The 25,831-nt window shown below is 66.7% G+C and carries 28 protein-coding genes and 2 pseudogenes; 15 read left to right on the top strand and 15 right to left on the bottom strand.

Annotation, left to right across the window (positions count from 1 at the left end; all coding sequences use genetic code 11):
• Positions 1 to 3 precede the first annotated feature (3 nt).
• The 4 genes from GT370_RS17390 to zapE form a co-directional block, all read right to left on the bottom strand.
• On the bottom strand, positions 4 to 2,865 hold the full coding sequence (locus GT370_RS17390; RefSeq protein WP_008495135.1) for a 2-oxoglutarate dehydrogenase E1 component: 2,862 nt from the start codon (positions 2,863 to 2,865) through the stop codon (positions 4 to 6).
• 232 nt (positions 2,866 to 3,097) lie between these two features.
• Positions 3,098 to 3,973 (bottom strand): succinate--CoA ligase subunit alpha, encoded by an 876-nt coding sequence (sucD, locus tag GT370_RS17385; protein WP_008495134.1) that lies wholly within the window; start codon positions 3,971 to 3,973, stop codon positions 3,098 to 3,100.
• A complete protein-coding gene (sucC, locus tag GT370_RS17380; protein ID WP_008495132.1) occupies positions 3,973 to 5,169 on the bottom strand; it encodes an ADP-forming succinate--CoA ligase subunit beta in 1,197 nt (398 codons plus the stop codon). Before sucC ends, sucD begins: the two co-directional genes overlap by 1 nt.
• Before the next feature lie 170 nt (positions 5,170 to 5,339).
• A complete protein-coding gene (gene zapE / locus GT370_RS17375; RefSeq protein WP_008495131.1) occupies positions 5,340 to 6,455 on the bottom strand; it encodes a cell division protein ZapE in 1,116 nt (371 codons plus the stop codon).
• A 176-nt stretch (positions 6,456 to 6,631) separates the two neighbouring features.
• On the opposite strand from zapE, the gene GT370_RS17370 reads away from it, so the two are divergent.
• On the top strand, positions 6,632 to 7,267 hold the full coding sequence (locus GT370_RS17370; RefSeq protein WP_008495130.1) for a 2OG-Fe(II) oxygenase: 636 nt from the start codon (positions 6,632 to 6,634) through the stop codon (positions 7,265 to 7,267).
• Here the strand turns inward: GT370_RS17370 and GT370_RS17365 are convergent.
• The 4 genes from GT370_RS17365 to GT370_RS17350 all read right to left on the bottom strand — a co-directional run bounded on the left by GT370_RS17365 (position 7,242) and on the right by GT370_RS17350 (position 9,560).
• Positions 7,242 to 7,910: an ATP-binding cassette domain-containing protein gene (locus GT370_RS17365; RefSeq protein WP_270183454.1), complete on the bottom strand. Its 669-nt coding sequence runs from the start codon at positions 7,908 to 7,910 to the stop codon at positions 7,242 to 7,244. The genes GT370_RS17370 and GT370_RS17365 overlap by 26 nt on opposite strands.
• Positions 7,907 to 8,035, bottom strand: a complete 129-nt coding sequence (locus GT370_RS17360) for a hypothetical protein (RefSeq protein ID WP_270183453.1) — start codon at positions 8,033 to 8,035, stop codon at positions 7,907 to 7,909. The genes GT370_RS17365 and GT370_RS17360 overlap by 4 nt, the downstream gene beginning before the upstream one ends.
• A 23-nt stretch (positions 8,036 to 8,058) precedes the next feature.
• On the bottom strand, positions 8,059 to 8,502 hold the full coding sequence (locus tag GT370_RS17355) for an ABC transporter permease subunit (RefSeq protein ID WP_270183452.1): 444 nt from the start codon (positions 8,500 to 8,502) through the stop codon (positions 8,059 to 8,061).
• A 149-nt stretch (positions 8,503 to 8,651) separates the two neighbouring features.
• Positions 8,652 to 9,560: an extracellular solute-binding protein gene (locus tag GT370_RS17350; protein WP_008495125.1), complete on the bottom strand. Its 909-nt coding sequence runs from the start codon at positions 9,558 to 9,560 to the stop codon at positions 8,652 to 8,654.
• 107 nt (positions 9,561 to 9,667) lie between these two features.
• On the opposite strand from GT370_RS17350, the gene pgsA reads away from it, so the two are divergent.
• The 9 genes from pgsA (at position 9,668) to GT370_RS17305 (ending at position 15,540) form a co-directional block, all read left to right on the top strand.
• Positions 9,668 to 10,246, top strand: coding sequence for a CDP-diacylglycerol--glycerol-3-phosphate 3-phosphatidyltransferase (gene pgsA / locus GT370_RS17345; RefSeq protein WP_008495124.1), 579 nt, complete (start codon positions 9,668 to 9,670; stop codon positions 10,244 to 10,246).
• 6 nt (positions 10,247 to 10,252) lie between these two features.
• Entirely contained in the window at positions 10,253 to 10,750 is a 498-nt protein-coding gene (mobB, locus tag GT370_RS17340) for a molybdopterin-guanine dinucleotide biosynthesis protein B (protein WP_008495123.1), read from the top strand.
• A 126-nt stretch (positions 10,751 to 10,876) separates the two neighbouring features.
• The gene (gene moaD, locus GT370_RS17335) at positions 10,877 to 11,428 is read left to right on the top strand and encodes a molybdopterin converting factor subunit 1 (protein WP_270183451.1); all 552 of its coding nucleotides are present in this window, start codon (positions 10,877 to 10,879) and stop codon (positions 11,426 to 11,428) included.
• A gap of 4 nt (positions 11,429 to 11,432) precedes the next feature.
• Positions 11,433 to 11,918, top strand: a complete 486-nt coding sequence (locus tag GT370_RS17330; protein WP_008495120.1) for a molybdenum cofactor biosynthesis protein MoaE — start codon at positions 11,433 to 11,435, stop codon at positions 11,916 to 11,918.
• 10 nt (positions 11,919 to 11,928) lie between these two features.
• Entirely contained in the window at positions 11,929 to 12,444 is a 516-nt protein-coding gene (locus tag GT370_RS17325) for an adenine phosphoribosyltransferase (protein WP_008495119.1), read from the top strand.
• A 57-nt stretch (positions 12,445 to 12,501) separates the two neighbouring features.
• Positions 12,502 to 13,323, top strand: a complete 822-nt coding sequence (locus GT370_RS17320) for a hypothetical protein (protein WP_270183450.1) — start codon at positions 12,502 to 12,504, stop codon at positions 13,321 to 13,323.
• Positions 13,323 to 13,550: a hypothetical protein gene (locus GT370_RS17315; protein ID WP_270183449.1), complete on the top strand. Its 228-nt coding sequence runs from the start codon at positions 13,323 to 13,325 to the stop codon at positions 13,548 to 13,550. The genes GT370_RS17320 and GT370_RS17315 overlap by 1 nt, the downstream gene beginning before the upstream one ends.
• Positions 13,551 to 13,552: 2 nt before the next feature.
• The gene (gene radA / locus GT370_RS17310; protein ID WP_008495117.1) at positions 13,553 to 14,971 is read left to right on the top strand and encodes a DNA repair protein RadA; all 1,419 of its coding nucleotides are present in this window, start codon (positions 13,553 to 13,555) and stop codon (positions 14,969 to 14,971) included.
• The gene (locus tag GT370_RS17305; RefSeq protein WP_008495116.1) at positions 14,968 to 15,540 is read left to right on the top strand and encodes a CvpA family protein; all 573 of its coding nucleotides are present in this window, start codon (positions 14,968 to 14,970) and stop codon (positions 15,538 to 15,540) included. Before radA ends, GT370_RS17305 begins: the two co-directional genes overlap by 4 nt.
• Positions 15,541 to 15,663: 123 nt before the next feature.
• Here the strand turns inward: GT370_RS17305 and GT370_RS17300 are convergent, their stop codons facing one another.
• The 3 genes and pseudogenes from GT370_RS17300 to GT370_RS17290 form a co-directional block, all read right to left on the bottom strand.
• Complete coding sequence (locus tag GT370_RS17300) at positions 15,664 to 16,146, bottom strand: DUF3429 domain-containing protein (RefSeq protein WP_008495115.1); 483 nt, start codon at positions 16,144 to 16,146, stop codon at positions 15,664 to 15,666.
• A 57-nt stretch (positions 16,147 to 16,203) separates the two neighbouring features.
• Entirely contained in the window at positions 16,204 to 16,830 is a 627-nt protein-coding gene (locus GT370_RS17295) for a ribonuclease HII (RefSeq protein ID WP_008495113.1), read from the bottom strand.
• Positions 16,823 to 17,271, bottom strand: a pseudogene (locus GT370_RS17290) (nucleoside deaminase). Before GT370_RS17290 ends, GT370_RS17295 begins: the two are co-directional and overlap by 8 nt.
• A 45-nt stretch (positions 17,272 to 17,316) precedes the next feature.
• On the opposite strand from GT370_RS17290, the gene GT370_RS17285 reads away from it, so the two are divergent.
• The 3 genes from GT370_RS17285 to rsmD are packed head-to-tail and all read left to right on the top strand — an operon-like array spanning position 17,317 to position 19,325.
• Complete coding sequence (locus GT370_RS17285) at positions 17,317 to 18,024, top strand: gamma-glutamyl-gamma-aminobutyrate hydrolase family protein (RefSeq protein WP_008495111.1); 708 nt, start codon at positions 17,317 to 17,319, stop codon at positions 18,022 to 18,024.
• Positions 17,984 to 18,775, top strand: a complete 792-nt coding sequence (locus GT370_RS17280; protein WP_270183448.1) for a pseudouridine synthase — start codon at positions 17,984 to 17,986, stop codon at positions 18,773 to 18,775. The genes GT370_RS17285 and GT370_RS17280 overlap by 41 nt, the downstream gene beginning before the upstream one ends.
• Positions 18,776 to 18,785: 10 nt before the next feature.
• Complete coding sequence (rsmD, locus tag GT370_RS17275) at positions 18,786 to 19,325, top strand: 16S rRNA (guanine(966)-N(2))-methyltransferase RsmD (protein ID WP_008495109.1); 540 nt, start codon at positions 18,786 to 18,788, stop codon at positions 19,323 to 19,325.
• A 48-nt stretch (positions 19,326 to 19,373) separates the two neighbouring features.
• On the opposite strand, the pseudogene GT370_RS17270 reads toward rsmD, so the two are convergent.
• The 3 genes and pseudogenes from GT370_RS17270 to GT370_RS17260 form a co-directional block, all read right to left on the bottom strand.
• Positions 19,374 to 20,311: pseudogene (locus tag GT370_RS17270) on the bottom strand (hypothetical protein).
• 464 nt (positions 20,312 to 20,775) lie between these two features.
• Positions 20,776 to 21,345, bottom strand: a complete 570-nt coding sequence (locus GT370_RS17265; protein ID WP_270183447.1) for a hypothetical protein — start codon at positions 21,343 to 21,345, stop codon at positions 20,776 to 20,778.
• Positions 21,342 to 22,109 (bottom strand): type 1 glutamine amidotransferase, encoded by a 768-nt coding sequence (locus GT370_RS17260; protein WP_270183446.1) that lies wholly within the window; start codon positions 22,107 to 22,109, stop codon positions 21,342 to 21,344. The genes GT370_RS17265 and GT370_RS17260 overlap by 4 nt, the downstream gene beginning before the upstream one ends.
• A 99-nt stretch (positions 22,110 to 22,208) precedes the next feature.
• Between GT370_RS17260 and mutL the strand changes: the two genes are divergently transcribed.
• The gene (gene mutL / locus GT370_RS17255; protein ID WP_270183445.1) at positions 22,209 to 23,978 is read left to right on the top strand and encodes a DNA mismatch repair endonuclease MutL; all 1,770 of its coding nucleotides are present in this window, start codon (positions 22,209 to 22,211) and stop codon (positions 23,976 to 23,978) included.
• Between the two features lie 58 nt (positions 23,979 to 24,036).
• Positions 24,037 to 24,444 carry a ketosteroid isomerase-related protein gene (locus GT370_RS17250; RefSeq protein WP_008495103.1) on the top strand — a complete coding sequence of 136 codons (408 nt, stop codon included), beginning with the start codon at positions 24,037 to 24,039 and terminating at the stop codon, positions 24,442 to 24,444.
• A 72-nt stretch (positions 24,445 to 24,516) separates the two neighbouring features.
• On the opposite strand, the gene GT370_RS17245 is transcribed toward GT370_RS17250, so the two are convergent.
• Positions 24,517 to 25,689, bottom strand: a complete 1,173-nt coding sequence (locus GT370_RS17245; RefSeq protein WP_039885396.1) for a hypothetical protein — start codon at positions 25,687 to 25,689, stop codon at positions 24,517 to 24,519.
• Between the last annotated feature and the right edge of the window lie 142 nt (positions 25,690 to 25,831).

Raw genomic sequence — 25,831 nt, 5'->3', positions numbered from 1 at the left:
GCTCTAAACGCTCAGCGCCTCGTTGACCAGGGCGGCCTGCTCGGCGGCGAAGGCCTTGGCGAGGCCAGCGGCCGGGGAGGCCATGGCGCGGCGGCCGACATAGCGCGGACGCCGGGCGGCATTGCCCAGGCATTCCAGCACCGTCTCGATCCGGCGATCCACGAAGAACCAGGCGCCGTTATTCTCCGGCTCTTCCTGGCACCAGACCACTTCCGCGTTCTTATAACCCTCGATCGCCGCCTTCAGCGCCTTGGCCGGGAACGGGTAGAACTGTTCCAGCCGGACGATGGCGACATCCTTGATGCCGCGCTCGCGCCGCTCGGCCAGCAGGTCGTAATAGACCTTGCCGGAGCAGAGCACGACGCGCTTCACCTGCTCGGGCGCCACCAGCTCGTCGGTCTCCGGCAGCACGAACTTGAAGCCGGTGCCCTCGGCGAAATCCGCCAGCGGCGAGACGCAGAGCTTGTGACGCAGCAGGGATTTCGGCGTCATCAGGATCAGCGGCTTGCGGTAGTTGCGCTTCATCTGCCGGCGCAGCGCATGGTAGTAATTCGCCGGGGTCGAGATATTGCCGACGATGATATTGTTCTCGGCGCAAAGCTGCAGATAGCGCTCCAGGCGGGCGGAGCTATGCTCCGGCCCCTGTCCTTCCTGGCCGTGCGGCAGCAGCATCACCAGCCCGGACATGCGCAGCCACTTGGTCTCGCCGGCGGCGATGAACTGGTCGATGATCACCTGCGCGCCATTGGCGAAATCGCCGAACTGCGCTTCCCACAGCACCAGGGTCGAGGGGTCGGCGACGGTGTAGCCATACTCGAAGCCCAGCACGCCGACCTCGGAGAGCAGCGAGTTGAAGATCTCGATGCGCGCCTGGCCCTCGGCGATGTTGTTCAGCGGCACATATTCGTTCTGGTTGACCTGATCGACCAGCACGGCATGGCGCTGGGAGAAGGTGCCGCGCTGCACATCCTCACCGGAGAGGCGCACACGGTGCCCATCCAGCTGCAGCGTGCCAAAGGCCAGCGCCTCGCCGGTTGCCCAGTCCAGCCCTTCGCCGCTCTCGAACATCTGCTTCTTGGCTTCGAGCTGACGCGCGATCTTCGGGTTCAGCTCGAAATTCTGCGGCGGGGTGTAGAGCGCCTTGCCGACCTGCTGGAGCTGCGCCAGCGGCGCGGCGGTGACGCCATCCTGCTGCTCGGCATCATCCCCGGCCTGTTTCAGCCCGGCCCAATGGCCTTCCAGCCAGTCCGCCTTGTTGACCTTGTAATCCTTGGCCCCTTCGAAGGCGGCTTCCAGCTCCTGGCCATACTCATCCATGATCGCCTTGGCCTCGGCCTCGGAGACCGAGCCCTCCTTGGCCAGACGCTCGGCATACAGCGCCCGGGTGGTCTTCAGCGCCTTGATCGCCTTGTACATGATCGGCTGGGTGAAGGCCGGCTCATCATTCTCGTTATGGCCATGGCGGCGATAGCAGACTAGGTCGATGACCACGTCGGTCGCGAACTCGCAGCGGAACTCGGCGGCGATCTGCGCGGCATAGACCACGGCTTCCGGGTTGTCGCCATTCACATGCAGGATCGGCGCCTGCACGGACTTGGCGACGTCCGTGCAATACATGCCGGAGAAGGCATGCGCCGGGACGGTGGTGAAGCCGATCTGGTTATTGACCACCAGATGCACCGAACCGCCGGTGCGGTAGCCGATCAGCTGGCTCATCGCCAGGGTTTCATACACCAGCCCCTGGCCGGCGAAGGCGGCATCGCCATGCATCTGGATCGCCATGGCGGATTTGCGGCTGGTATCGCCCATCATATCCATGCGCGCGCGGATCTTGCCGACCACCACCGGGTCCACCGCTTCCAGGTGGGAGGGGTTCGGCTGCAGGGACAGATGCACCTGGTTGCCGTTGATCACCACGTCGGTCGAGGTGCCGAGATGGTATTTCACGTCGCCGGAGCCCTGCACATCGTCCGGCTTGAAGGAGTTGCCGCCGAACTCGGAGAACAGCGCCACCAGCGGCTTCTTGACGATATTGACCAGCGTGTTGAGGCGGCCGCGATGCGGCATGCCGATGGCGATCTCGCGCACGCCCTTGCCGGCGGCGGCTTCGATGATCGCGTGCAGCGCCGGGATGGTGCTCTCACCGCCCTCGAGCCCGAAGCGCTTGGTGCCGACGAAGCGCTTCTGGCAGAAGGTCTCGAAGCTATCAGCCTCGGTCAGCTGCTTCAGGATCTTCGCCTTGCCCTTCTTGTCATAGGCGGAGAGCCAGGGCGCGCCTTCGATCTTGCGCTGGATCCAGCTCTTCTGCGCCGGGTCCTGGATATGCATGAACTCCACGCCGATCTCGCCGCAATAGCTGGCGCGCAGCGCCGCCATCACCTCTTTCAGCGTCGCCGTCTCGAAGCCGAGCACGCCATCCAGGAAGATCGGGCGCTCGAAATCGGCGGCTTCGGTGAAGCCGTAGGAGGCGGGGTCAAGCTCGGAATGATAGGCTTTCGGCTTCAGCCCCAGCGGATCGAGCTTGGATTCCAGATGCCCGCGGACGCGATAGGCGCGGATCAGCATCAAGGCGCGGATGGAATCCAGCGTCGCGGCGCGGGTCTCGGCCGGGTTGCCGGCGGGGGCCTTGTTGGTCTTCGGCGCGGCATCGCTGCTCACCGTCTCGAAGACGGAGGGGCGCGGCGCCCAGGAGGCGCCGGAGGCGTCGGTGAGGATGGCCCGGGTGTCATCGTCCAGCGCGGCGAACAAGGCCGCGAAATCGGGATCGACAGAATTGGGCGTTTCCACCCATTTCGCATAAAGCTGCGCAATGAACTGGGCATTGGCGCCATTCATCGCGGTCGCAATCACGTCCACACCGGCCATAAACCTATCCTCTCCTAAAACGCGTCCAGCCGCGGCCTGTTTGTCGCTTTACCGCCGGAGGCAATCTCTGCAGTACCGTCCTCGCCGGGCGTATAAGGCACTGGCGTTATCGTGCCGTTACCCTGAACAATGGGTCTGGGTTGCCAAATCCGCATGGTTGCCGCGGCTTTGCCCCCGCCCAGGCACGGGGATGAAAAAAACCCCATGGCGTGACCGCCATGGGGCAAGGAAATCAGGCCTTCAGGGCCTTCAGCATCGTGCTGCCCAGCGAGGCCGGGCTGTCCGCGACGAAGATACCCGCTTCCTTCATGGCAGCGATCTTCGCCTGGGCGGTATCCTTGCCGCCGGAGATCACGGCACCGGCATGGCCCATGCGGCGGCCCGGAGGAGCGGTGGCACCGGCGATGAAACCGACAACCGGCTTCTTGATCTTGTGCTTGGCCAGGAATTCCGCGCCGTCGATCTCGGAGGGGCCGCCGATCTCGCCGATCATGATGATCGCCTGGGTCTCATCGTCATGCAGGAACATGTCCAGCACCTCGATGAAGTCGGTGCCCTTCACCGGATCGCCGCCAATGCCGACGCAGGTGGACTGGCCAAGGCCGGCCGCCGTGGTCTGCGCCACCGCCTCATAGGTCAGCGTGCCGGAGCGCGAGACGATGCCGATGGAGCCGCGCTTGTGGATATGGCCCGGCATGATGCCGATTTTGCACTCATCCGGGGTGATCACGCCGGGGCAGTTCGGGCCGACCAGGCGGGACTTGGAACCGGAGAGGGCGCGCTTCACCTTGACCATGTCCAGCACCGGGATGCCCTCGGTGATGCAGACGATCAGCTCGACGCCGGCATCGATGGCTTCCAGGATGGAATCGGCCGCGAACGGCGGCGGCACATAGATGGCGGAGGCATTGGCGCCGGTCTTGGCCACGGCCTCTTCCACGGTGTTGAACACCGGCAGGTCGAGATGGGTCTGGCCGCCCTTGCCGGGGGTGACACCGCCGACAACCTTGGTGCCATAGGCCAAAGCCTGCTCGGAGTGGAAGGTGCCCTGGGCGCCGGTGAAGCCCTGGGTGATGACCTTGGTGTTTTTATTGACGAGAACGGCCATTACGCGGCTTCCTTCACGGCTTTGACAATTTTCTCGGCCGCATCGGCCAGATTGTCGGCGGGGATGATCGGCAGGCCGGACTTGGCCATGATGTCCTTGCCGAGCTGCACATTGGTGCCTTCAAGGCGCACCACCAGCGGCACGGAGAGCGAGACCTCGCGGGCGGCGGCAATGACGCCCTCGGCGATCACGTCGCAGCGCATGATGCCGCCGAAGATATTGACCAGGATGCCTTCCACGTTCGGGTCGGACAAGATGATCTTGAAGGCCGCGGTCACCCGCTCCTTGGTCGCGCCACCGCCGACATCCAGGAAGTTCGCCGGCTCGGCGCCGTAGAGCTTGATGATGTCCATGGTCGCCATGGCCAGGCCCGCACCGTTCACCATGCAGCCGATGGAGCCATCGAGCGCCACATAAGAGAGCGAGTATTTGTTGGCTTCCAGCTCCTTCGGGTCTTCCTCACCCTCGTCGCGCAGCGCCTCGATCTCGGGATGGCGATAGAGGGAGTTATCGTCGAAGGTCACTTTCGCGTCGAGCGCGTAGATCTCGCCGGAGCCGGTGACAACCAGCGGGTTGATCTCGATGATCGCGATGTCCAGCGCCACGAAGGCATTGTACATGGCGGTGACGAATTTCGCGAAGGTGCCGACCTGCTTGCCCTCGAGGCCGAGGCCGAAGGCGAGCTTGCGGGCATGGAAGCCGGAGATGCCGGAGGCCGGGTCGATCGGCGCGCGCAGGATCTTCTCCGGGTGATGCTCGGCGACTTCCTCAATCTCCATGCCACCCTCGGTGGAGGCCATGATCACCACTTCGGAGACCGAGCGGTCGATCAGCAGGGAGAGATACAGCTCGCGCTTGATGTCGCAGCCGGATTCCACATAGACGCGGCGGACCAGACGGCCGGCCGGGCCGGTCTGCTTGGTGATCAGCGTGTTGCCGATCATCGCCGCGGCGGCCTCACGGACCTCGTCCAGGCTCTTCGCCAGGCGGACACCGCCCTTGCCGTTCGGGTCGCCCTTGAACTTGCCAGCGCCGCGGCCGCCAGCATGGATCTGCGACTTCACGACGTAAATGGGGCCGGGGAGTTTCTTGGCGGCATCCACCGCTTCCTCGGGCGTCCAGGCCACATAGCCGTCCAGAACCGCGACGCCATAGGCCTTCAGCAGTTCCTTGCCCTGATATTCATGTATGTTCATGTGGAGTTCAGCCTACCTGTCTTAAAAGGTTACAAAGGGGGCGTCCGCGGGGGTGCTAGCCCACATCCCCCGCCCTGGCAAGCAGCATTGTGCATCGCGAAAGGCCTTCGGCGGGAATTTCATGCCGATTTGATGCACATTCGTGCCGATGGCCTTGCGCAATGCCCAGCTCATGTCAGATGCGGCAGAGCGAGATAGGTTTCGCTCTGCATCTCCTCGAGCCGCGAGGCGGTCCGCTCGAAGATCGAAGCGCCCTCGCCGGACCGGTAGAGATCGTCCGGATAAGCCGCCGCCGAAGCGTAGAGCTTGCAGCGATGCTCATAGAGCGCGTCGATGAGGGTGACGAAGCGGCGCGCCTCGTCGAAATTATCGGGCGAAAGCCGGGGAATCCCGTCGATCAGCACGGTATGGTAGTGGGTGGCGATGGCGAGGTAATCGCCTGCCCCCAGCGCCACCTTGCACAGCGCCTCGAAATCGAACCGCGCCACGCCCTTCGCCGCCAGCGGCACCACCAGGCGGCGGCTCTGGATCACCAAAGTCTCGGGCTTGGCGGGCTGGCCCTCGGTGAGATGCGCAAACACCCGGTCGATCGCGGCATCGGCCCGGCTATCGGCCGGCACCACCCAGGCTTTCAGCCCGTGCTCGCGCCCGCGCCGGTAATCCTGGGCCGAGTCCAGAACCAGCACATCCAGGCGCTTCTTCAGCAGCTCGATGAAGGGCAGAAACGCGTCCCGCCCCGGTTTGCCCTTATAGAGATCATCCGGCAGCGTGTTGGAGGTGGCCACCACCACCACCTGGCGGGCGAACAAAGCCTCGAACAGCCGGCCCAATATCATCGCATCGACGATGTCATGCACCTGGAATTCATCGAAGCAGAGCAAAGCCGCCTCGCCGGCGATGAGATCGGCCAGGGCCGGCACCGGATCATCCACCTCCGGGTGCTCGCGCTTGATCTTGTGGAAGCTTTTATGCGCCTGCTGCATGAAGTCATGAAAATGGATGCGCTTCTTGCGCGGCACCTGCGCCGCCTCGAAGAACAGATCCATCAGCATGGATTTGCCGCGCCCGACCTCCCCGACGATATAAAGCCCGTTCGGATGATCCTGCACCTCATCCACCGGCTTGCGCCGCAACATGCGGGAGAACCAGCCATTCGGCGGCTGTTTCGGGTTGGGGTCATAGCCGCGCAACTTGGCCCAGAGGCCCTGCAACTGCTCCGCCGCCACCGCCTGCGCGGCATCATGCTTCAACAACCCGGCGGCGATGCGTGCCCGATACGCCGCCATCACGCCAGACTTGACTTGTGTTAACTCGGCTTGTGTTAACTTGGACATACGGGAGCGCATCTTGCGCCTGTTGATGCGGCGCAGCAACCCGCATGCGCGCATGGCGCCTTGCACGGGGGCGGGAAGCGCCTACCTAAAAGCGCATTGCCCCACACGAAATGTTAATGGAAATAGCCATGGAAGTCGCGGATTTCAGCGCCTTGAGCGCGGCCCCGGTTGCGGCGGACCCGTTCCCCCATATTCTGCTGGAACGCTTCATCAAGCCAGAGGCGCTGCCCGCCGTGGTCGCGGATCTGCCGGCGATGAAGGCGCGCGGCAGCTTTCCCATCGGCGCGCTGAAGCTGGGCCCGGCGGCGAAAGCGGCCATCGCGGCGCTGGAAGGGCCGCAATTCCGCGCCATCGTGGCGGAGAAATTCGGGCTGGATCTGGCGGACGCGCCGCTGATGACCACGCTGCGCGGCAATTCCGGCGAGCAGGACGGGCGCATCCATACCGACAGCTCGGCCAAGCGCGTCACCATCCTGCTTTATCTGAACCCGGCCTCCGGCGAAGCCTGGGCGCGCCACCAAGGCTGCCTGCGGTTGCTGCGCGATGGCGAGAATCTGGAAAATTACGCCAAGGAAGTGCCGCCGGTGGAGGGCACGCTGCTGGTCTTCCCCAACGGCCCGACCACCTGGCACGGCCATAAGCAGTTCGTCGGCCAGCGTTACGTGGTGCAGATGAACTACATGACCACCAGCACCAAAGCCAAAGCGGAGATGCGCCGGCATCATCTCTCCGCCTTCATCAAAAGGCTGACCAAGGCGGCCTAAACGCCCAGCAGCGCCGCCGCTTCCGGACTGACCGGGGCGGCGAACAGCTCCATGGTCGGCCCGAACTGAATAATCCGCCCCCCGCCAGCAAGGCCAGCGCGTCCGCCTGCACCGCGATGTCATAATCATGCGTCGCCGCCAACACCGGAATGCCCCAGGATGCGGCGGTCTGTTTCAGCCAGCTTAGCGTCTCATCGCGCGTCTGCCGGTCCAGCCCGGCGGAGGGTTCGTCCAGCAGCAGCAGCGCCGGGCGGTGCGCCAGGGCGCGCGCCAGCGCCACCCGCTTGGCCTGGCCGCCGGAGAGCTGGTCCGGCCGGCGCGCGGCCAGCGCCTCCAGCCCCAGCGCCGCCAGCAGACGCCGCGCCTCCTCCAGCCGTCCCCGGCCTTTCAGCGCGTAGGCGGTGTTTTCCAGCACACTGAGATGCGGAAATAAAAGCGTCTCCTGCGGCAGATACCCCACCGGCCGGCGCTCCGGCGCCAGCCCCGCCCAAGGCGCGCCGGCAGACGGCAGCAGCCCGGCCAAGGCCCGTAGCAGCGAAGTCTTGCCCTCGCCGGAGCGGCCCAGCAGCGCGGTGAAGCCCCGCACCGGAAAGGCCGCATGCAGCGCCACCGGGGCGCTCAGCCGCAGATCGACCGCGATCACGCGGCCCGCGCCCGCAGCGAGAGCCAGAGCGGCACCGGCAAGGTCGCCAGCAGAAACACCGCCACCAGCGGAAACACCGCCTGCAGCCCGAGATCCTGCAGATCCGTCCAGAGCTGCACCGGCATCCCGGCCGGGTAATAGGCGACGATCAGGATGATCCCGAACTCCCCAAGGCCCGCACCCAGGCCAGCGAGAGTGCCGCCGCCAGCCCCTTGCGCGCCATCGGCAAGGTCACCCGCAGCCGCGCCGCCCACAGCCCATCCCCCAGCGTGCGCGCCAACCCTTCATACTCTTCCGGCACCTGGGCGATGGCGCCGCGCGCCGCGATCACATAGGTGGGCAGCGCCGCATAGATGGTGGCGAGCAGAAAGGCCGCCGGGGTGTTGGTGAGGGTGATGCCGATGGCGGCGAAGGCCCGGCCCAGAGGCGCGGCCGGGCCATAGGTCACCGCAATCAGGATGCCCAGCGCCAGGGTCGGCATCAGCATCGGCATCAGCACCACCGCCTCGGCCAGCAGCGCCAGCCGGCCAGGGGCGCGGGCCAGGTAGAAGGCCAGCGGCGTGCCGATCAGCACGATGATGCAAAGCGCCATTGCCCCGCCGAGCAGCGAGGTGGCGATGGAAAACCAGTCCTGGCCGCTGAGCGTTATACCTTGCCAGAATGCATCATGGCCGATGAACGCACTCAGCGGCGCCAGCAGAAACGCCAGGATGAACAGCAGAAACCCGGCGCGCAGGAATTTCAGATCGAAGCTCCCTTGCCCGGGCCATAGCCATAGCGCCGGAAGATCGCCTGCCCATCCGGCCCGGCCAGGAATTTCACATAATCCGCCGCCGCCTTCGGATTGGTCGAGGCCTTCAGCGCCATCGCATAGAATACCAGCGGGCTGGGATGGATCACCTTATCCTGGCCGTTCTTCTCCTTCAGCGTCAGGCGCGCTGTGTCATAGACGCTCTTGGCCAGGGCCGGGTTGGACAGGTTGACCGCATCCGGCAGCTCGATGAATGGCAGTTTCTGAGAGACCACGGCACTCTTATAGCCCAGAGTCGCGTCGATCTGGCCAGCCTCAAGCCGCGCCAGCAGCGAGGGCTCGGCGAAAATCTGCGCCGGATTGAGCATCGGCCCGGCCAGTTTCCGCGCGAAGCCAGGGATTTTGTAATAGGCCTCGGCCAGCTGCAGCGCGAACAGCACATATTGGCCCTGCGGGTCGGCGGTCGGGTCGGTGCGGCCCAGATGGAAATCCGGGTTCAGGACAATCTTGGTCCAGTCCGCGCCCTTGGCGGCGGCGAGCTGGCTGGCGAATTTCGAGGCCGGCGAATAGGCCAGAACCATCGAGGTGCTGGCCACCGGCACCGCTTTCTCCGCCAAGCCGGCCTCCCGCACCATCTTCGCCGGCCCGGCGGAGACCGGCACGAACACGTCCGGCTTCATCGCCCCGCCGGTGATCAGCCGCGCCAGCGCCACCGCCCCCTGGCCAATGCCATGCACCTCCACGCCCGACGAAGCGGTGAAGAAGGGGTTCAGCCCTTTATCCATCAGCTTGCCCATGGAGCCGGCGAAGGCGACGGTGATGGCCTGCGCGGCGAAGGCGCGCTGGGCGGCGGTCAGGGCCAGAGGGGCGGCCAGCAGCAGACGGCGTGAAACGGACATGCGGGACTCCGAAGCGATATGTTCATTTGAACATATCGACTGGAATGCGCCCTGGTCAATTCCGGGGCAGTTTCGCTGTTGCCAAAACCCCGCTAGGGTGCGCGCCAATGCTGACCGATCTGCCCAATATGCTCACAATGTCGCGTATTTTCGCGATCCCGCTGCTGGTGCTGCTTGAGGCGATCGGCGCGCCCTGGGCGGATTTCTGCGCGGCCTTGCTGTTCACCCTGGCCGGGATCACCGATTATCTGGACGGCAAGCTGGCCCGCGAATGGGCGCAGCTCTCGAATTTCGGCCGCATGCTGGACCCGATCGCCGATAAATTACTGATCGGCGCGACGCTGATGTGCCTGGTCGGCTTCAAACATATGCCCGGCTTTGGCATCTATCCGGCCATCGTGATCATGCTGCGCGAGATCCTGGTCTCCGGGCTTCGTGAATATTTGGCGGAGATTCGCATCGGCCTGCCGGTGACGAAATTGGCGAAATGGAAAACCGGCGTGCAGATGGTGGCGCTGGGCTTGCTGCTGCTCGGCGATACCGGGTCGCGCTTCATCGGGCTGGGCACACTGCATATCGGCGCCATCGGCTTCGTGCTGCTCTGGCTGGCGGCGGCGCTGACGCTGATCACCGGCTGGGATTATCTCACCGCCGGGCTGCGCCACGCCAGCGCCCCGCGCGCCTGACAGGGTTTGGAGGTTCTCTGCGTCTCCGGCTGGTCCGGGTCCGGCAAAACCACGCTGATCGCGGGGCTGATCCCCTGCCTGACGGCCCAGGGGCTGAGCGTCTCCAGCGTCAAGCACGCCCACCATAATGTCACGCTGGACAAGCCGGGCAAGGATAGTTTCGTGCATGCGCAAGCCGGAGCGCGGGAGGTCATCCTCACCACCGAGGCCGGCTTCGCCCTGTTCTCGCGCACCCCGGCCCCGCTTGAGGCGCTGCTGGCGCGGCTGAACCCGGTCGATCTGGTGCTGATCGAAGGCTTCAAGGCCGAGCCTTTGCCGCGTCTGGCGGTCTATCGCCCGGCGCTGGGCAAGCCCGCCCCCTGGCCGGATGCGCATCTGCTGGCCGTCGCCAGCGATGCCGCCCTGCCGGATTGCCCGGTGCCGGTGCTGCCCCTGGACAAACCGGCGCTGATCGCGGATTTCCTGATTGGAGCGCTTGGTCTAAACCGGACAAGCCAACGCTGAAGGAGCACCGTCTTTGCGCACCCCCCTTGCCCTGATGGCGGCGTTTTGCCTCACCGGTTGCGCGGGTGGCGGCACCTTTCTGGAGCACGCCTCCTGGCCCTTCGGCAACCCGAACGCCCCCCGGTGGTGAGCGAGACCGGCGCGCGCGCCATCGGCAAGCATCCCGCCATCACCCCGCTGGCCACCCAGGCCGGCGATGTCTGGCCCGGCCCGGTGAAACAGATGCCCACACTCAGCGAGGTGGAAGCCAATTCCAACCGGCCGCTGGGCCAGGCTTTCATGCCCTCGCTGCCCTCGCCCTACCCGCCGGGCCAGGGACCGCAGGTGAATGGCGCCGAAGGCGTCACCGCCGGCGGCCCGCTTTATGACCAGCAGGGCGGCCAGCCGATGATCCCCCCGCCACCCCTGGCGATGCGCGCTAACGCCATGCAGGTGCTGTATTTCGCCTGGCTGCGCGAGCGCATCGGCAAAAGCGCCGAGGAGCTGGAACTGCCCCCCGGCATCACCACCCCGGCCGGGCTGATCGCATGGCTGCGCACCCGTGGCCCCGGCTATGAAGCCGCCTTCATCGAAGACGCCAAGATCCGCTGCGCCATCGACCAGGAATTCCAGCCTCTCGACGCGACGCTCGACGGCGCCAAAGAAATCGCCTTCTTCCCGCCGATGACCGGCGGCTGAGCGGATGTTCCTCGTCAGCGTCCAGGAGGCGGAATTCGACAGCGGCGCGCTGCTGGCGCAGCTGGGCGGCGATGGGGTCGGCGGCATCGCCAGCTTCATTGGCCTGGTCCGCCAGACCGCCAGCGGCGATCTCGCGGCTTTGCGGCTCGAACATTATCCCGGCATGACCGAGGCGGCCCTCACCCGCCTGCTGGAGGACGCCCGCGCGCGCTGGGACCTCGCCGGCGCCATCGTCATTCACCGCATCGGCCGGCTTGCCGTCGGCGCGCCGATCGTCTTCGTCGCCACCGCCAGCGCGCATCGCGCGGCGGCGCTCGAGTCCACCGCCTTTCTCATCGATTGCCTGAAAACCGGCGCGCCTTTCTGGAAGGCCGAGGAACGGCTGGGCGGCGAGACCGCCTGGGTGGAAGCCCGCGCGGCGGACGAGGCGGCTGCCGCATCCTGGCATAATCGCGCCAAAAATTTGCCGCAGGGCAAGGGTCGTTTATAGGAACCCCATCATGGACCTCAAAGATCACATTCGCGGCATCCCGGATTTCCCCAAGCCGGGCATCCTCTTCTACGACATCTCGACGCTGCTGCGCGATGCCGACGCCTGGCAGGTGGCCATGGGCCGCCTCGCCAACCGCGTGCGCGCCTATCACCCGACCGTGCTGGCCGGGGTCGAGAGCCGTGGCTTCCTGCTCGCCGCCCCGCTGGCGCTCAAGCTCGGCTGCGGTTTCGTGATGATCCGCAAGCCCGGCAAACTGCCCGGCGCCACTGTCGGGCTGGATTACGCGCTCGAATACGGCACGGACCGCGTCGAGATTCAGGCCGATGCGGTGGAGCCAGGGGCGCGCGTCGTCGTGGTGGATGATCTGCTGGCCACCGGCGGCACCATGGCGGCCGGCATCGAGCTGCTGCGCAAGGTGGGGGCCGAGGTCGTCGCCGCCGCGGCGGTGATCGAGCTCTCCTTCCTGAATGGCCGCGCCAAGCTGGATGTGCCGGTGGAAACGCTGGTCCAGTACGACGATTGACGAAATGAGCGGCGCGCGTAATCTCCGTGGCTTCGAGGAAACCGGAGTCCAACCCAGATGAAACGCCGGCAACTGCTCGGTGCCCTGGCTGCTTCCGCGTTGCTGCCAGGTGCCGCCCGCGCCCAGGCGATGGCGCAGGCCGCGCTCGGCCCGATGAACCTGCTGGTGGCCGGCCCGAATGGCGGCGCCACCAGCCGCTGGGGCAACGCCTTCGCGCTCGCCATCGCCGACCATTTCCCCGGCAGCCCGAACATCGTCGCCGAGCCGGTGGGCGGGCTGGATGGCGTCACCGGCGCCAACCGGCTGGATGCGCTGATGGTGCCCGATGGCCGCAGCGCCGCCATCCTGCCCGGCGCCGCCTTGATCGCCTTCCTCACCGGCGATTCGCGGGTGCATTTCAACCCGACGCAATGGACCCCGCTGCTCGCCGGCTTCAATTCCGGCGTGCTGATGCTGCGCGCCCCGAAAGGCAGCGTGCCGACGCTGGAAACGCTGCAACAACGCAGCCCGCTGCGCCTCGGCGCCGCCCAGACGCAAAGCGATGATCTGGCCGCGCTGCTCGCGCTCGCCCGGCTGGGCGTGGCCACCGTGCCGGTCTTCGGCCTGCACTCCAACGACGAGAAAACCCGCGCCTTCATCGCCGGCACGGTGGATGCCGTGTTCATCTGCGGCGAAGGCGTGCCGGAAGATATCACCCCGCTCATCGCCTCTGGCGCGGTGCCGGCCTTCTGCATCGGCGCCCCCGGCCCGGGCGGCAGCGTGGGCCGGACCCGCTCTTCCCCGGCCTCGCTCTGCCCAGCACGCTGGGCCCTACGGTCAGCCCGCTGCTCGCCTCCGCCTATGAGGCCGCCGCCGCCGCCGCGCGGCTGGATTTCCTGATGGTGCTGCCGCGCTTGACCGACCCTGGCGCGGTCTCCATCTGGCGCAGCGCCGCCATCGAGGCCGCCGGCAGCGAGGCGGTGGCCGCCGCCGCCCAGGCCAGCTCAATCTCCTTGCAGCCCGCCACGGTGCTGGCCAACGCCCTCACCGCGCTGGCCATCGTCCCGGCCGAGCAGCCGCAGCTTCTGGCCTTCCTGGCCAAGAATTACGGCTGGCAGCCGGGCTGATTTTGGCCAAGCAAGCTAAAATTTTCGCCTGCACCGCCTGCGGGGCGGTGTTTCCGAAATGGGCCGGGCGCTGCGAGGCCTGCGGCGAATGGAACACGCTGGAGGAACAGGCCGCCCCCAAGGCGCTGCCCGGCGGCATCAAGGATGGCGCCCGACGCGCTGGCAGCAAGATCGAGTTCGTCGGACTGGAAGGCATCTCCCCACCGCCGCCGCGCATCCCCACCACCATCGCCGAGTTCGACCGTGTTCTCGGCGGCGGCCTTGTCCCCGCCTCCGTGGTGTTGGTTGGCGGTGATCCCGGCATCGGCAAATCCACCTTGCTGCTGCAGGCCAGTGCCGCCCTGGGCCGCGCCGGGCAGGAGGTGCTCTATATCTCCGGCGAGGAATCGATCGACCAGATCCGCCTGCGCGCCTTGCGCCTGGGCCTCTCCGACGCGCCACTGCGCCTCGCCGCCGCCACCCAGCTTGGCGATATCCTCGCCAGCCTCAGCCAATATCCCGATGCGGCTTTGGTGGTGATCGATTCCATCCAGACCATGTGGGCGGAGGGGATCGATTCCGCGCCGGGCTCCGTCACCCAGGTCCGCGCCAGCGCCTTCGAGCTGATCCGCGCCGCCAAAACCCAAGGCTTCTCCCTGCTCCTTGTCGGCCATGTGACCAAGGAAGGCTCCCTCGCCGGGCCGCGCGTGGTCGAGCATATGGTCGATGTCGTGCTGCATTTCGAAGGCGATCGCGGCCACCAGTTCCGCATCCTGCGCGGCATGAAAAACCGCTTCGGCGCCACGGACGAGATCGGCGTGTTCGAGATGACCGGGCGCGGCCTCTCCGAGGTCGCCAACCCCTCCGCTTTGTTCCTGGCGGAGCGGCGCGGCAATGTCGCGGGCAGCGCGGTGCTGGCCGGGCTGGAGGGCTCGCGCCCAGTGTTGGTGGAAATCCAGTGCCTGCTCTCGCCCAACCCTGGCGGCTCGCCCCGGCGCTCGGTCATTGGCTGGGATTCCGGCCGGCTCTCGATGCTGCTGGCGGTGCTGGAGACGCGCTGCGGGCTGAAGCTTTCGATGAACGATGTCTATCTCAACGTCGCCGGCGGCTTGCGGGTCAACGAGCCCGCCGCCGATCTCGCGGTGGCGGCGGCGTTGATCTCCGCCGCGTCCGACGTGCCGACCGACCCGGAAATGGTGTTCTGCGGCGAAATCGGCCTCTCCGGCGAGCTGCGCCAGGTGGCGCAGACCGAGCTGCGGCTGAAGGAGGCCGCGAAGCTCGGCTTCGCCCGTGCGGCTGGCCCTAAGCGCGTGGCCGGCGGCGCCGCCAAGCTCAGCGTGCCCAAAACACTTTCCCTGATTGAAATCGGGCATCTGACGGACCTAGTTGGCATCATCGCCACCGGCCAGAAGCCCGGCGCGAAACGCAAGGAGGCTGAATGACCTGGGTCGATGCGGTGGTGCTGGGGGTTGTGGCGCTGTCCGCCCTGTTCTCGATGGTCCGTGGCTTCGTGCGCGAGGTGCTGGGGGTTGGCGCCTGGCTCGGCGCGTTGCTCGCCTGCCTGAAATTCTATGCGCCGGTGCAGCCTTACATCGCCTCGCTGCTGCCCAAGGGGCTGCAGCATTTCGCCATCTATGGCGCCATGGCGGCGGTGTTCCTGGTGGTGCTGATCGTGCTCAGCCTGGTCAGCGGGCTGATCGGCGGGCTGGTGCGCGAATCGCCGCTTTCGGGGTTGGACCATTCGCTCGGCATCGTCTTCGGCATCGCGCGCGGCGCCATCATCCTGTTCATCGCCTATATCGCACTGGGCATGGCCGAGCCCTCGACTGAATGGCCAAAGCCGATCGTCGATGCCCGCTCTCTGCCCATTGCCTATCAGGGTGCGACCTGGCTGGTCGGCTTCCTGCCGCCGCAATATCAGCCGAAAGTGCAAAAACTCCCCAGCCCGCAGGCCCCCAGCGCGGATGCGCTGATGCAGCAGCCGGTCGCCGGCAGCGCGCTCGGCAAGTAGCCGGCGGGCCTTAGAGGAATATGTGTTTGGGTTGACGCGCCAGCGTCAAGATAAACACATGAAATTGCTCGCTAAAACAAAACTTGGAGCATCAAGCGTTCAAATTGAACGCCTAAATAAAATCTAGACGGCCGGCTGCCCCTGCCACAAGGCCAGCAGCAAGACCACAACCAGCGTGGAAATCGCGCATCGCAGGGCGAGATAGCGCCCCGCGATGAGCCCGGCGCGCCACCCCAGCGCCTCGCCCAGCAAGGTGGCGACGAATCCCAGGGCCAGCAGCAACAAGGCCGCGCGCGGCGCCTGCCCCAGCAGCAGCACCAGCAGGGCCAGCCAGCCGACCAGCGAGGGCAGCACGCCCAGCGTTAAAATCCGCCCCGCCCATTTTGTCGCCTCAGGCCGCGGCGCCGCGCCGCCCACCAGCGCCCCCCAATGCACCGCCCCTAAAAAGGACAGGATCACGGCGCCATAGGCGATCACCGCCGCCGTGCCGGGCGCCGCGAAGCGCGGAAACAGAAGTGCCAGCCCGGTTCCAGCCAGAAAGGGCAGCCCACCCAAGGCGGTCAGCAGCAGGGCGATGGCGAAGGGAGAGCGCGGCAAGGAGGGCAAGGGTTTGGGCCTTTTCCAGAGGGAGACGCAGGGGACAACCGGGGCGGCTCGGCCAGTCTAGAGCGAGATATCCGCCTCTGCCCAGAGGGCGCGCTGCAACAGCGGCCCGAAGCCGATGCGGTGATGCGGCGTCGGCCCATGCGCGATGATCGCCGCGCGATGGATCGCCGCCGCATAACCGGCATTCTTCGCCCAGCCATAATGCGGGTAGCGCGCATCCAGCTGGCGCATCAGCCGGTCGCGGATCTCCTTGGCGACGATCGAGGCGGCGGCGATGGAGAGCGAAATTCCATCGCCCCCCACCAGCAGCGTGCAAGGCAGCGCGGTGCCCGGCGCTTTGTTGCCGTCCACCAGCAGATGCTCTGGCGCCAAAGGCAGCGCCGCCACCGCCCGGCGCATCGCCAGAAACGAGGCGTGCAGGATATTCAGCCGCTCGATCTCCTTCACTGACGCCGCGCCGACGCCGATGTCCGCCCCCGAGGCCCGCAGGGCGATCAAGGCCGCCGCGCGCTTCCTGGCACTCAGCTTCTTGGAATCATCCAGCATCGCCGCCAGCCCGGCGGGCAGCACGGGCGGCAGCACCACGGCGGCGGCCAGCACCGGCCCGGCCAGCGGCCCGCGCCCAACCTCATCCAGCCCCGCCACCCGGCCACCGATGCGCGTCTCATGGCTCAAATCAGGCATCGCGCTTCGCCTGGAAAAAATCCGTCAGCAGCGCCGCGCAGTCCTGCTCGCGCACCCCGCCAATCACTTCCGGCTTATGGTGCGTCGTCGGCTGGGTGAACAGACGCGGCCCATGCTCCACCGCCCGGTCTTGGGATCATAGGCCCCGAACACCAGCTTGCCGACGCGCAGCGCCGCGATGGCCCCGGCACAGAAGGCGCAAGGCTCAAGTGTGACGCTCAGCGTGCAATCGGCCAGATATTTGCCCCCGCGCGCCGCGCGCGCGGCTGTCAGCGCCAGATACTCAGCGTGCAAAAGCGGGTTCTGCCCCGCCTCCACCGCATTGCGCGCCAGGGCCAGCACTTGCCCTTGCGCGTCGGTCACCACCGCGCCCACCGGCACCTCGCCTTCGGCGGCGGCCTGCCGCGCTTGCTCCAGCGCCAGTTGCATCGGGGTGGTCATGGCGTCGGATTTGCCTGAACAGCCTCGGAAGGTCTAGTTAGCGCCATGAAGAAACGCCCCTTGATCGGCCTGACCCTGGATGCGGAACCCGCCGGCGGCTGGTCCAAATATCCCTGGTACGCGCTGCGCCAGAATTATACCCACGCCCTGGCCGCCCATGGCGGGCTGGCGGTGGCGCTGCCGCACGATCCGGGCCTGGCGGAGGATTATCTGGACCGGCTGGACGGGCTGATCGTCACCGGTGGCGCCTTCGATGTCGACCCCGCCCTCTATGGCGACACCGAGACCCACGAAACGGTAGAGCTGAAGGCGGATCGCACCACCGCCGAGCTGGCCTTCCTGCGCGGCGCCATGGCCCGCAACATGCCGGTGCTGGGCATTTGCGGCGGGCAGCAGCTGCTCGCCGTCGCCCTCGGCGGCACGCTGCACCAGCATATCCCGGACGCGATTCCCGGCGCGCTGGCGCATGAGCAGACAACCAGCCATTACGAGCCCGGCCATAAGGTCGAGATCCTCGCCGGCACCAAGCTGTTCAGCATCACGGGACCGGTGATGCAGGTGAATACCTCCCACCACCAGGCGGTGAAATCCGCCGGACGCGGCGTGGTGAACGCCATCGCCCCGGACGGGGTGATCGAAGGCATCGAGGACCCGTCCCAGAAATTCTGCATCGGGGTGCAATGGCACCCGGAATATCTCGTGGATGCGGGCGATGCCGCCCTCTACCGCGCCTTTATCGAGGCCTGCCAATGACCGAAGCGACCACGCCCCCGAAGACGAAGCGCGCGGCGAGCGCATCGCCAAATTCCTCTCCCGCGCCGGGGTGGCCAGTAGGCGTGATGCCGAGGCGATGATCGAAGCCGGCCGGGTGCGGATGAATAACGAGCCCGTCACCCAGCCCGCCACCTTCGTGAAGCCCGGCGACATGGTGCTGGTGGACGGCAAGCCGGTGAGCGAGCCCGAGCGCACAAGGCTGTTCCGCTACCACAAGCCGGACGGTCTGGTGACCACCCATAAAGACCCCGAAGGCCGCCCGACCGTGTTCGAGCGCCTGCCGCAAGGCCTGCCACGGCTGATCTCCATTGGCCGGCTGGATCTTACCTCCGAGGGGCTGCTGCTGCTCACCAATGACGGCGCCCTCTCCCGCCAGCTGGAGCTGCCCGCCACCGGCTGGCTGCGCCGCTACCGGGTGCGCGTGCATGGCGGTGTCTCGCCTGACAAGCTCAAGCGCCTGGCCGACGGCATGGTGGTGGAGCGGGTGAAATACGGCCCGATCGAAGCCGCCATCGACAGCCAGCAGCGCTCCAATACCTGGCTCTCGATGAGCCTGCGCGAAGGCAAGAATCGCGAAATCCGCCGGGTGATGCAGGCGCTGGAATTGCCGGTGACACGCCTGATCCGCGTCGCCTACGGCCCCTTCCAGCTCGGCCAGCTGCCGCGCGGCGCGGCCGAGGAAGTGCCGGGCAAGATCCTGCGCGAGCAGGTTCCGGGTCTGGCGAAATGAGGGGGACGAAATGACCGGCCCGCGCATCATCGCCGGGCGCTGGAGGGGCCGCGTGCTCGCCGCCCCCGAGGGCCGCGAAACCCGCCCCACCAATATCCGCGCCCGCCAGGCGGTGTTCGACATTCTCGCCCACGCCCCCTGGTGCGATCTGCAAGAGGCGAAGGTGCTGGACGTCTTCGCCGGCACCGGCGCTTACGGGCTGGAAGCGCTCTCGCGCGGGGCGGCCAGTGCCAGCTTCATCGAACACTCCCGCGAGGCCGGTGCCGCCCTGCGCGCCAATATCGCGGGGTTGAAAGTGGAGAGCGCGAAACTCTTCACCGCCGACGCGCTGCACCCGCCCGCCGGCAACCCGCACGACCTGGTGTTCCTCGACCCGCCTTATGGCGAGGCGCTGATCTCCCCGGCCCTGGCGGCGCTAACGGCAAAAGGCTGGATCGCGCCGGGGGCGATCATCGTCGCCGAGATGGGGCCGGGCGAGACGCTGGAGATTGCCGAGCCTCTGGCCGAGCGCGCGCATGGCAAGGCGCATCTGAAAATCTGGCGCCTTTAAGCGGGATTTCCGCAAGCGCCACGGATATCGCCAAGATCGGCTCAGGCTCTAATAAAGATCGAAATACTCCGCCGTCTCGGCCGCCGGGATTTCATCGCGCAGACGGTTGATCTCGGCCGTCTTCACAATGGTGTAAATTTTCACAAATTCCGCGCCCAGCATCTCGCTCAACGCCGCATCCGCCCGCAACGCCGCCAGCGATTCATGAATCTCCGTCGGCAGCTTGGCCAAAGATCCATCCGCCTCCTTCAACCCCTTGCGCTCCGGCGCCAGCACCGCTCCGCTCTGCACCCCGAGCAGCCCCGCCGCCAGGCTCGCCGCCGCAGTCAGATACGGGTTGGACAAAGCCGATGGCACCCGCACCTCCAGATGCTGCCTCTTATCCTTCGACGCCTTGATCCGCACCGAGGCTGAGCGATCCTCCACCCCCAGGAAATATTGGAGGGCGCGAAGGTTCCTGGCCGGATGCGGCGATAACAATTCGGCGTCGGATTCCAGATCGCCTGCGCCGCCGGCGCATGGTCGAGAATGCCCTGGGTGAAGCTCTTCATCAAAGCGCTCATCCCATCCGGGTCCGCCTTGTCCAGAAACAGATTCTCCCCGCTCTTCAGATCAAACAGCGAGAGGTGAAAATGCGAGCAGGAGCCTGAAAGATGCGCATAAGGCTTGGTCATGAAGGTGGCCAGCAGCCCTTGGCCGCGCAGATATTCCTTCACCGTGTTCTTGAACACGAACGCCCTATCAGCCGCCGCGATGCCATCGAGCGCGGCGAAATTCAGCTCCCACTGCCCCGGCCCGAATTCGCCATTGGCGGTGATCATGTCGACGCCGCTTTCCGCCAACACCCGCATCAGCCCCTCCAGCGCCGGGTGGCGATGGGTGATCGCGGTCACGAAAATCGGATTGCCTGTATAAAGCGGCTGCCGGGTTTGCAGATCGACCACATAGAACTCGAACTCATGCCCCATCTTCACGCCGAATCCCATCTCGGCGGCTTTTTGCAGCATGGTTTTCAAGACGGTGCGCGGAGCCGCATATTGCGGGGTGCCGTCATACCATTTGGTATCGCAGATCACCCGCGCGGTATGGGGGATCCAGGGCACATCGCTGACCGTGTCCGGATCCGGCACCATCAGGCAATCGGCGAAATTGATATCCTCGTTATAGCCCGTCCCGGCGATCGGGTTGGAGGCGCTATCCAGCGTCACCGTGCCGCCATAGAGGTTGAGCCCGTCCCGCGCATAGGATTCCACATGCGCAATCGGCACCGTCTTGCCCCGCGAAAGCCCGGCCAGGTCCGGCAGCTCGAAGCGCAGCTGCTTGATCTGGCGCTCGCGCAGGCTCTGCGCCAGGGCGGCGGCGGTCTGTTTCGTATGCTCGAAATACAGCGACATTCCGGCTCCTTTCGCGGCGTTGTTGGCGGCAGCGATGCAAATTCCGCGCCGCGCGCTTAAGGCGGATGGGCGCGGGTGAAGAAGGCCAGCCAGGCCGGGCGGCGGGCGCCGCTAGCGGGCTGCCAATCGGCGATGGCGAGGCCCGAGGCGGTGGCCAGCAGCCAATAGCGTGTGTCGCCATCCGGCTGGCGCGTCTGCACCGCCACCTGGCGGCCGCCGGCGAGAAACTGCCAGCTCTCGATCACCCCATGATGCGCCACAAACCGCAGCACCGGCCGCCCCTCATGCCAGACCACCAGCGCCAGCGGGCAAGGTTGCGCCCGCCCGCAGCCATAGGAGGCCAGCCAGCCGATGCTGTGCCGGTTGGGCGCGATGCGGATCTGGCTGAACGCCAGCTGCTGGCCCTGCTCGTCGAGATCCAGCTGCACCTGCACGGTTTTGCCGCCGCGATAGCGGATCACCAGCGGGCCGGAGCCGCCGCCGCGCGCGAAGCGGCTCTGCGGCGGCACCGCGTAAGGATCCTCCGGCCCGGCGATCGCCCCGGCGCTGGCGATCGCCGGTGCCGCGCAGGCCGGGCCGGCCAGCCCCAGCATCGCCACCAGCACGGCCCATCCCGCGCGCCTCACCGCCCCGCCAGCGCCCGCGCGGCGCTATCCCGAGAGGCCTGCTCGTCGCCATTCAGAAACGCCTGTTCGGCGATGTCCAGAAAATTGCCGAAGACGATCTGCGCCGCCGCATGCAGCTCAGAAAATTGCGCATCCACCTCCGCGACCATCGCCGCCAGCCCGCCCGGGCCGCGAACCCGTTCAAGCGCTGCCTTATATTCCGGCAGGCTGCCCCATTCCGCGGTGGTGCTGTGGGTCAGCTCCAGATGGAATTGCAGCCCATAAGCGGCATTCCCATAGCGCTGCGCCTGGATGGCGCAGCCCGGCGAGGTGGCCAGCGCCACCGCCCCCTCCGGCAGCCGCGTCACCTCCGCCCCATGCCATTGCATGCAGGGCCAGAGCGGCGGCAGGCCGGCGAAAATCGGGTCCGGCCGGGTCTCGACCCGGCTCATCCCCACCTCCGGCACCGCCATCCGCCCCACCGCGCCGCCCAGCGCCTCGGCTAGCAGCTGGTGCCCCAGGCACATGCCAAGGTAAGGCCGCCCGGCGCGCACCCAGTCGCGGATCACCGCCTTTTCCTCGATCAGCCAGGGGAATTGATCGGTCTCCCAGACATCCTGCGGCCCGCCCATCACCAGCAACGCGTCGAAGCCCGCGAGATCAGCGGGAATCGCCTCGCCCTCATCCAGCTCCACCGCCTGCATCCTACAGCCGCGCGCCGCCATCACCTCACGGAAACTGCCAGGATGCTCCGAGGCGACATGCTGGAAGACGAGGATGTTCATCGGCGGCTCCTTTCCGGGTCGAGGCATCATTATTACAGGGAGGGGGGTTTTCGTGAAGCCGCGAGGCGCCGGACTCGCGCATTCATGCTATCAGGCCCCATGCCCATCCGCCGCCTCGCCGAAACCACCATCAACCGCATCGCCGCCGGCGAGGTCATCGAACGCCCCGCCGCCGCGGTGAAGGAGCTGGTGGAAAACGCGCTGGATGCCGGATCAACGCGCATCGAGGTCATCCTCGCCGGCGGCGGCATCGAGCGGATCGAGATCATCGACGATGGCTGCGGCATTCCGGCGGAGGAGCTGCCGCTCGCCATCGAACGCCACGCCACCTCCAAGCTGCAGGACGAGGCGCTGGTGCAAATCTCCACGCTGGGCTTTCGCGGCGAGGCGCTGCCCTCGATCGGCGCGGCGGCGAAGCTCACCTTGATCAGCCGCCCCGCCGGGCAGGATGGCGCCTGGCGGATCGACGTCGCCGGTGGCGCGATCACCGCCGCCCGCCCCGCCGCCGGCCTCAAGGGCACGCGCGCCATTGTCGAGGATCTGTTCTACGCCACCCCGGCGCGGCGCAAATTCCTGCGCTCACCCCGGGCCGAGGCGGAGGCCGCCGAGCGCACCGTCTGGCGCCTCGCCCTCTGCGCCCCGCACGTGGCATTCCGCCTGGTCTCGGATGAGCGGGTGCTGTTCGACCTGCCGGCCCAGCCCGAAGCCGCGCGCGTCGCGGCTTTGTTCGGGCGCGAGGCGGCGGCGAACATGATGCCGCTGGAGGCGCAGCGCGACGAGGTGAAGCTCTCCGGCCTGATCGGCCCGGCCAGCCTCAACCGCGCCACCACGCAATTGCAGAGCTTCGTCGTCAATGGCCGCCCGGTGCAGGATTCGCTGCTGAAGCTGGCGTTGCGCCTGGCCTACCGGGACGTGATCCCGGCCGGGCGGCACGCCGTGGCGGCGCTGCGGCTGGAGCTGCCGGACGAGGCGCTGGACGTGAATGTGCATCCCGCCAAGTCCGAGCTGCGCTTCGCCGACCAGAATGGCGTGCGCAGCCTGGTGATCGGCGCCATCAACCGCGCCTTGGCGCAGCCGGTCAGCCTGGGCACCGCGCCCAGCGCCACTTTGCCCAGCCTGGCGCTGCGCCCGCCGCCTTCCGCCGGGCCGCGCTACAGCCTGCCGCCGGCCCCCAGCCGCGCCGCGCGCGGCTTCGCCGAGGCGGAGCTGGCCCTGGCCGCCCCGCCCGCCGCACGGCCGGCCTTCGACATCCAAGCCCCCGCCCCCGCCGCGCCCGCCACCGGACACCCGCTCGGGGCACCTCTGGCGCAGATTCTCGATACTTATGTGCTGGCGCAGGCGCCGGACGGCGCGCTGGTGATCGTCGATCAGCATGCCGCGCATGAACGCCTGACCGAGGAAAGGTTGCGCGCCCAGTTCCAGGAGGGCCGCATCGCCACCCAGCCGCTGCTGGTGCCGGTGGTGGTGGACCTGCCCGCGATGGAAGCGGCGCGGCTGCTGGGGGAGACCGAAACCCTGGCCCGGCTGGGGCTGGAGATCGAGCCCTTCGGCCCCGGCGCGATTCTGGTCCGCGCCGTGCCGGCGGCGCTGAAAGACCCGGACGCCGCCGGACTGCTGCGCGATCTGGCGGAGGAATTCGCCGAGGCCGGCGCGCCCTTGGCGCTGGAGGCGAAGCTGGATGCCGCCCTGGCGCGGCTGGCCTGTCATCGCTCCATCCGCGCCGGGCGGCGGCTGCAGCGCGAGGAGATCGACGCGCTGCTGCGCGAGATGGAGGCCACGCCGCGCGCCGCCACCTGCTCGCATGGCCGCCCGACCTTCCTCAAGCTCACCCGCGCCGATCTGGAAAAACTCTTCGGCCGCAGCGGCTGATCGGCTTGCCAGCCGCGCTTGCGCGCTCTCTTGTAGGCACGCCAACAAGGAGTACAGGATGCGAGACGAGACCGAGGCGCTGATCGAAGCCTATTACGCCGCCTTCAACAAGGCCGACTGGGAGGCGATGCTGGCGCTGCTGAGCGAGGATGTCCGCCACGACATCAACCAGTCCGAAACCCAGACCGGCAAGCCCGCCTTCCGCGCCTTCATGGCGGAAATGCAACGCTGCTACGCCGAGCGCCTGGAAAATATCCAGATCCTGTCCGACAAATCGGCAACCCGCGCGGCCGCGGAATATGTCGTGCATGGGCGCTATCTCACCACCGCCGAGGGGCTGCCGGAGGCCAAGGGCCAAAGCTATGTGCTGCCCGGCGGCGCCTTTTTCGAGGTGGCGGGTGGCCGGATCACCCGTGTCACCAATTATTATAATCTGCAGGACTGGCTGGACCAGGTTTCAGCCTGAAACGAACCTCGCCTGAAACGCAAAAAGGCCGGCGCAAGCGCCGGCCTTTCCCTTTTGTTCGAAGCGGGAGGCTTAAAACAGCACACCGCCCTCGAGGGTGCCAACGAACTGGAACTTGTCCCTGCCGCTGGTGCCGTAGCCGTAGGACACGCCCTGATACTTGTTGTTCAGCAGGTAGAAGCCACCGGCGTTCACGCGGGCATAGAGGTCCTTGTACTGCCAGGTCGGGGCCAGAGCGAAGCCGACGCCCTCGGACTTCGGACCGACAAACCAGCTGCCCGCACCCTGGGAGTTCTCATACTCGACCCAGCCGCCCAGCGAGTAGGGGCTCTTGCCGAAGGTGTAGTTGCCAAACAAGGCCGCGCCCAGATTGGCGGTGGTCTTGTTGATGCCCAGCTGGTGGTTGGTGTGGGCGTACACATATTGCACTTCCGGCACCAGGTTCAGGTTGCCGGCGGTGAAGCTGTAATAGGCGCCGAACATCTGCGAGTTCATGAAGTACGGGCCGTAGCTCGCAACGCTGGTGTTGCTGTAGGTCTTGGCGGTCAGACCCTGGCGGCCAACATTGCCGGCATAATACACGTTCAGCACGTTGTTCGGGTCGATCGTGTAGGTGCCCAGCGCCTGCACGAAGTTGAACACGCCCGTATCCCAGCCATCGCCATATTCGACAGTCGCGGAGAACGGCCCCTTGGTGTAGTTGGCCTCGACGCCGCGCGCGGAGGAGTTCTGCACGTAGAAGATCGAGGTGACGAGCTGCGACGGGTTGAACCAGGGCAGCGAGGCCTCATAACCTTCCAGCGAGCCCAGCTGGCCGGCGGAGATGGTGAAGGGCATGTCTTTCGGCGCCAAGGTCACGTAGCCCTCGTAAAGCGGGCCGGTGACATAATTGCTGACCGAGGTCTGGCCCGGACGCGAGGTCACGGTGCCGGGCGCGATGCTGCCGCCGACGGAACCGATCTCGATATTGAACTGCAGCTCACCGGTGGTCTTCTGCAGCTGGATGATGGCGGAGCCGACATTGGTGCCGACATTGGTGGTGTTGCTGCCATTGCCGCCGGCGGGCATGCCAGACACGGCGAAGCCATAGGCATCGAAGCCGCCGCTCAGGCTCAGCGAACCGAGCGGGCCGCCATCGATATTGATCGCGGTGGGGCCATTCAGCGCGTGCGCCGCATTCATCGCCAGAAGAGAGGACCCGGCGACAAAGCCAAGACCCAGAAGTTGCCGACGCATCGTAATCATTATGCCTCCTGATTGCGCAATCATCCGCGCGTTGTGCCTAAACTTTAACCCGACAACATTCTTGGCGCAGAAACCGCCCCAACAAACGCCATCGTCGGTAATGAATTCGCAATCTACATGCCAACCCCCAAAAATTGCCAGA

The sequence above is a fragment of the Acidocella sp. MX-AZ03 genome, from assembly GCF_027626035.1.
GTDB lineage: Bacteria > Pseudomonadota > Alphaproteobacteria > Acetobacterales > Acetobacteraceae > Acidocella > Acidocella facilis.
This window is presented reverse-complemented; position numbering and strand designations above follow the sequence as displayed.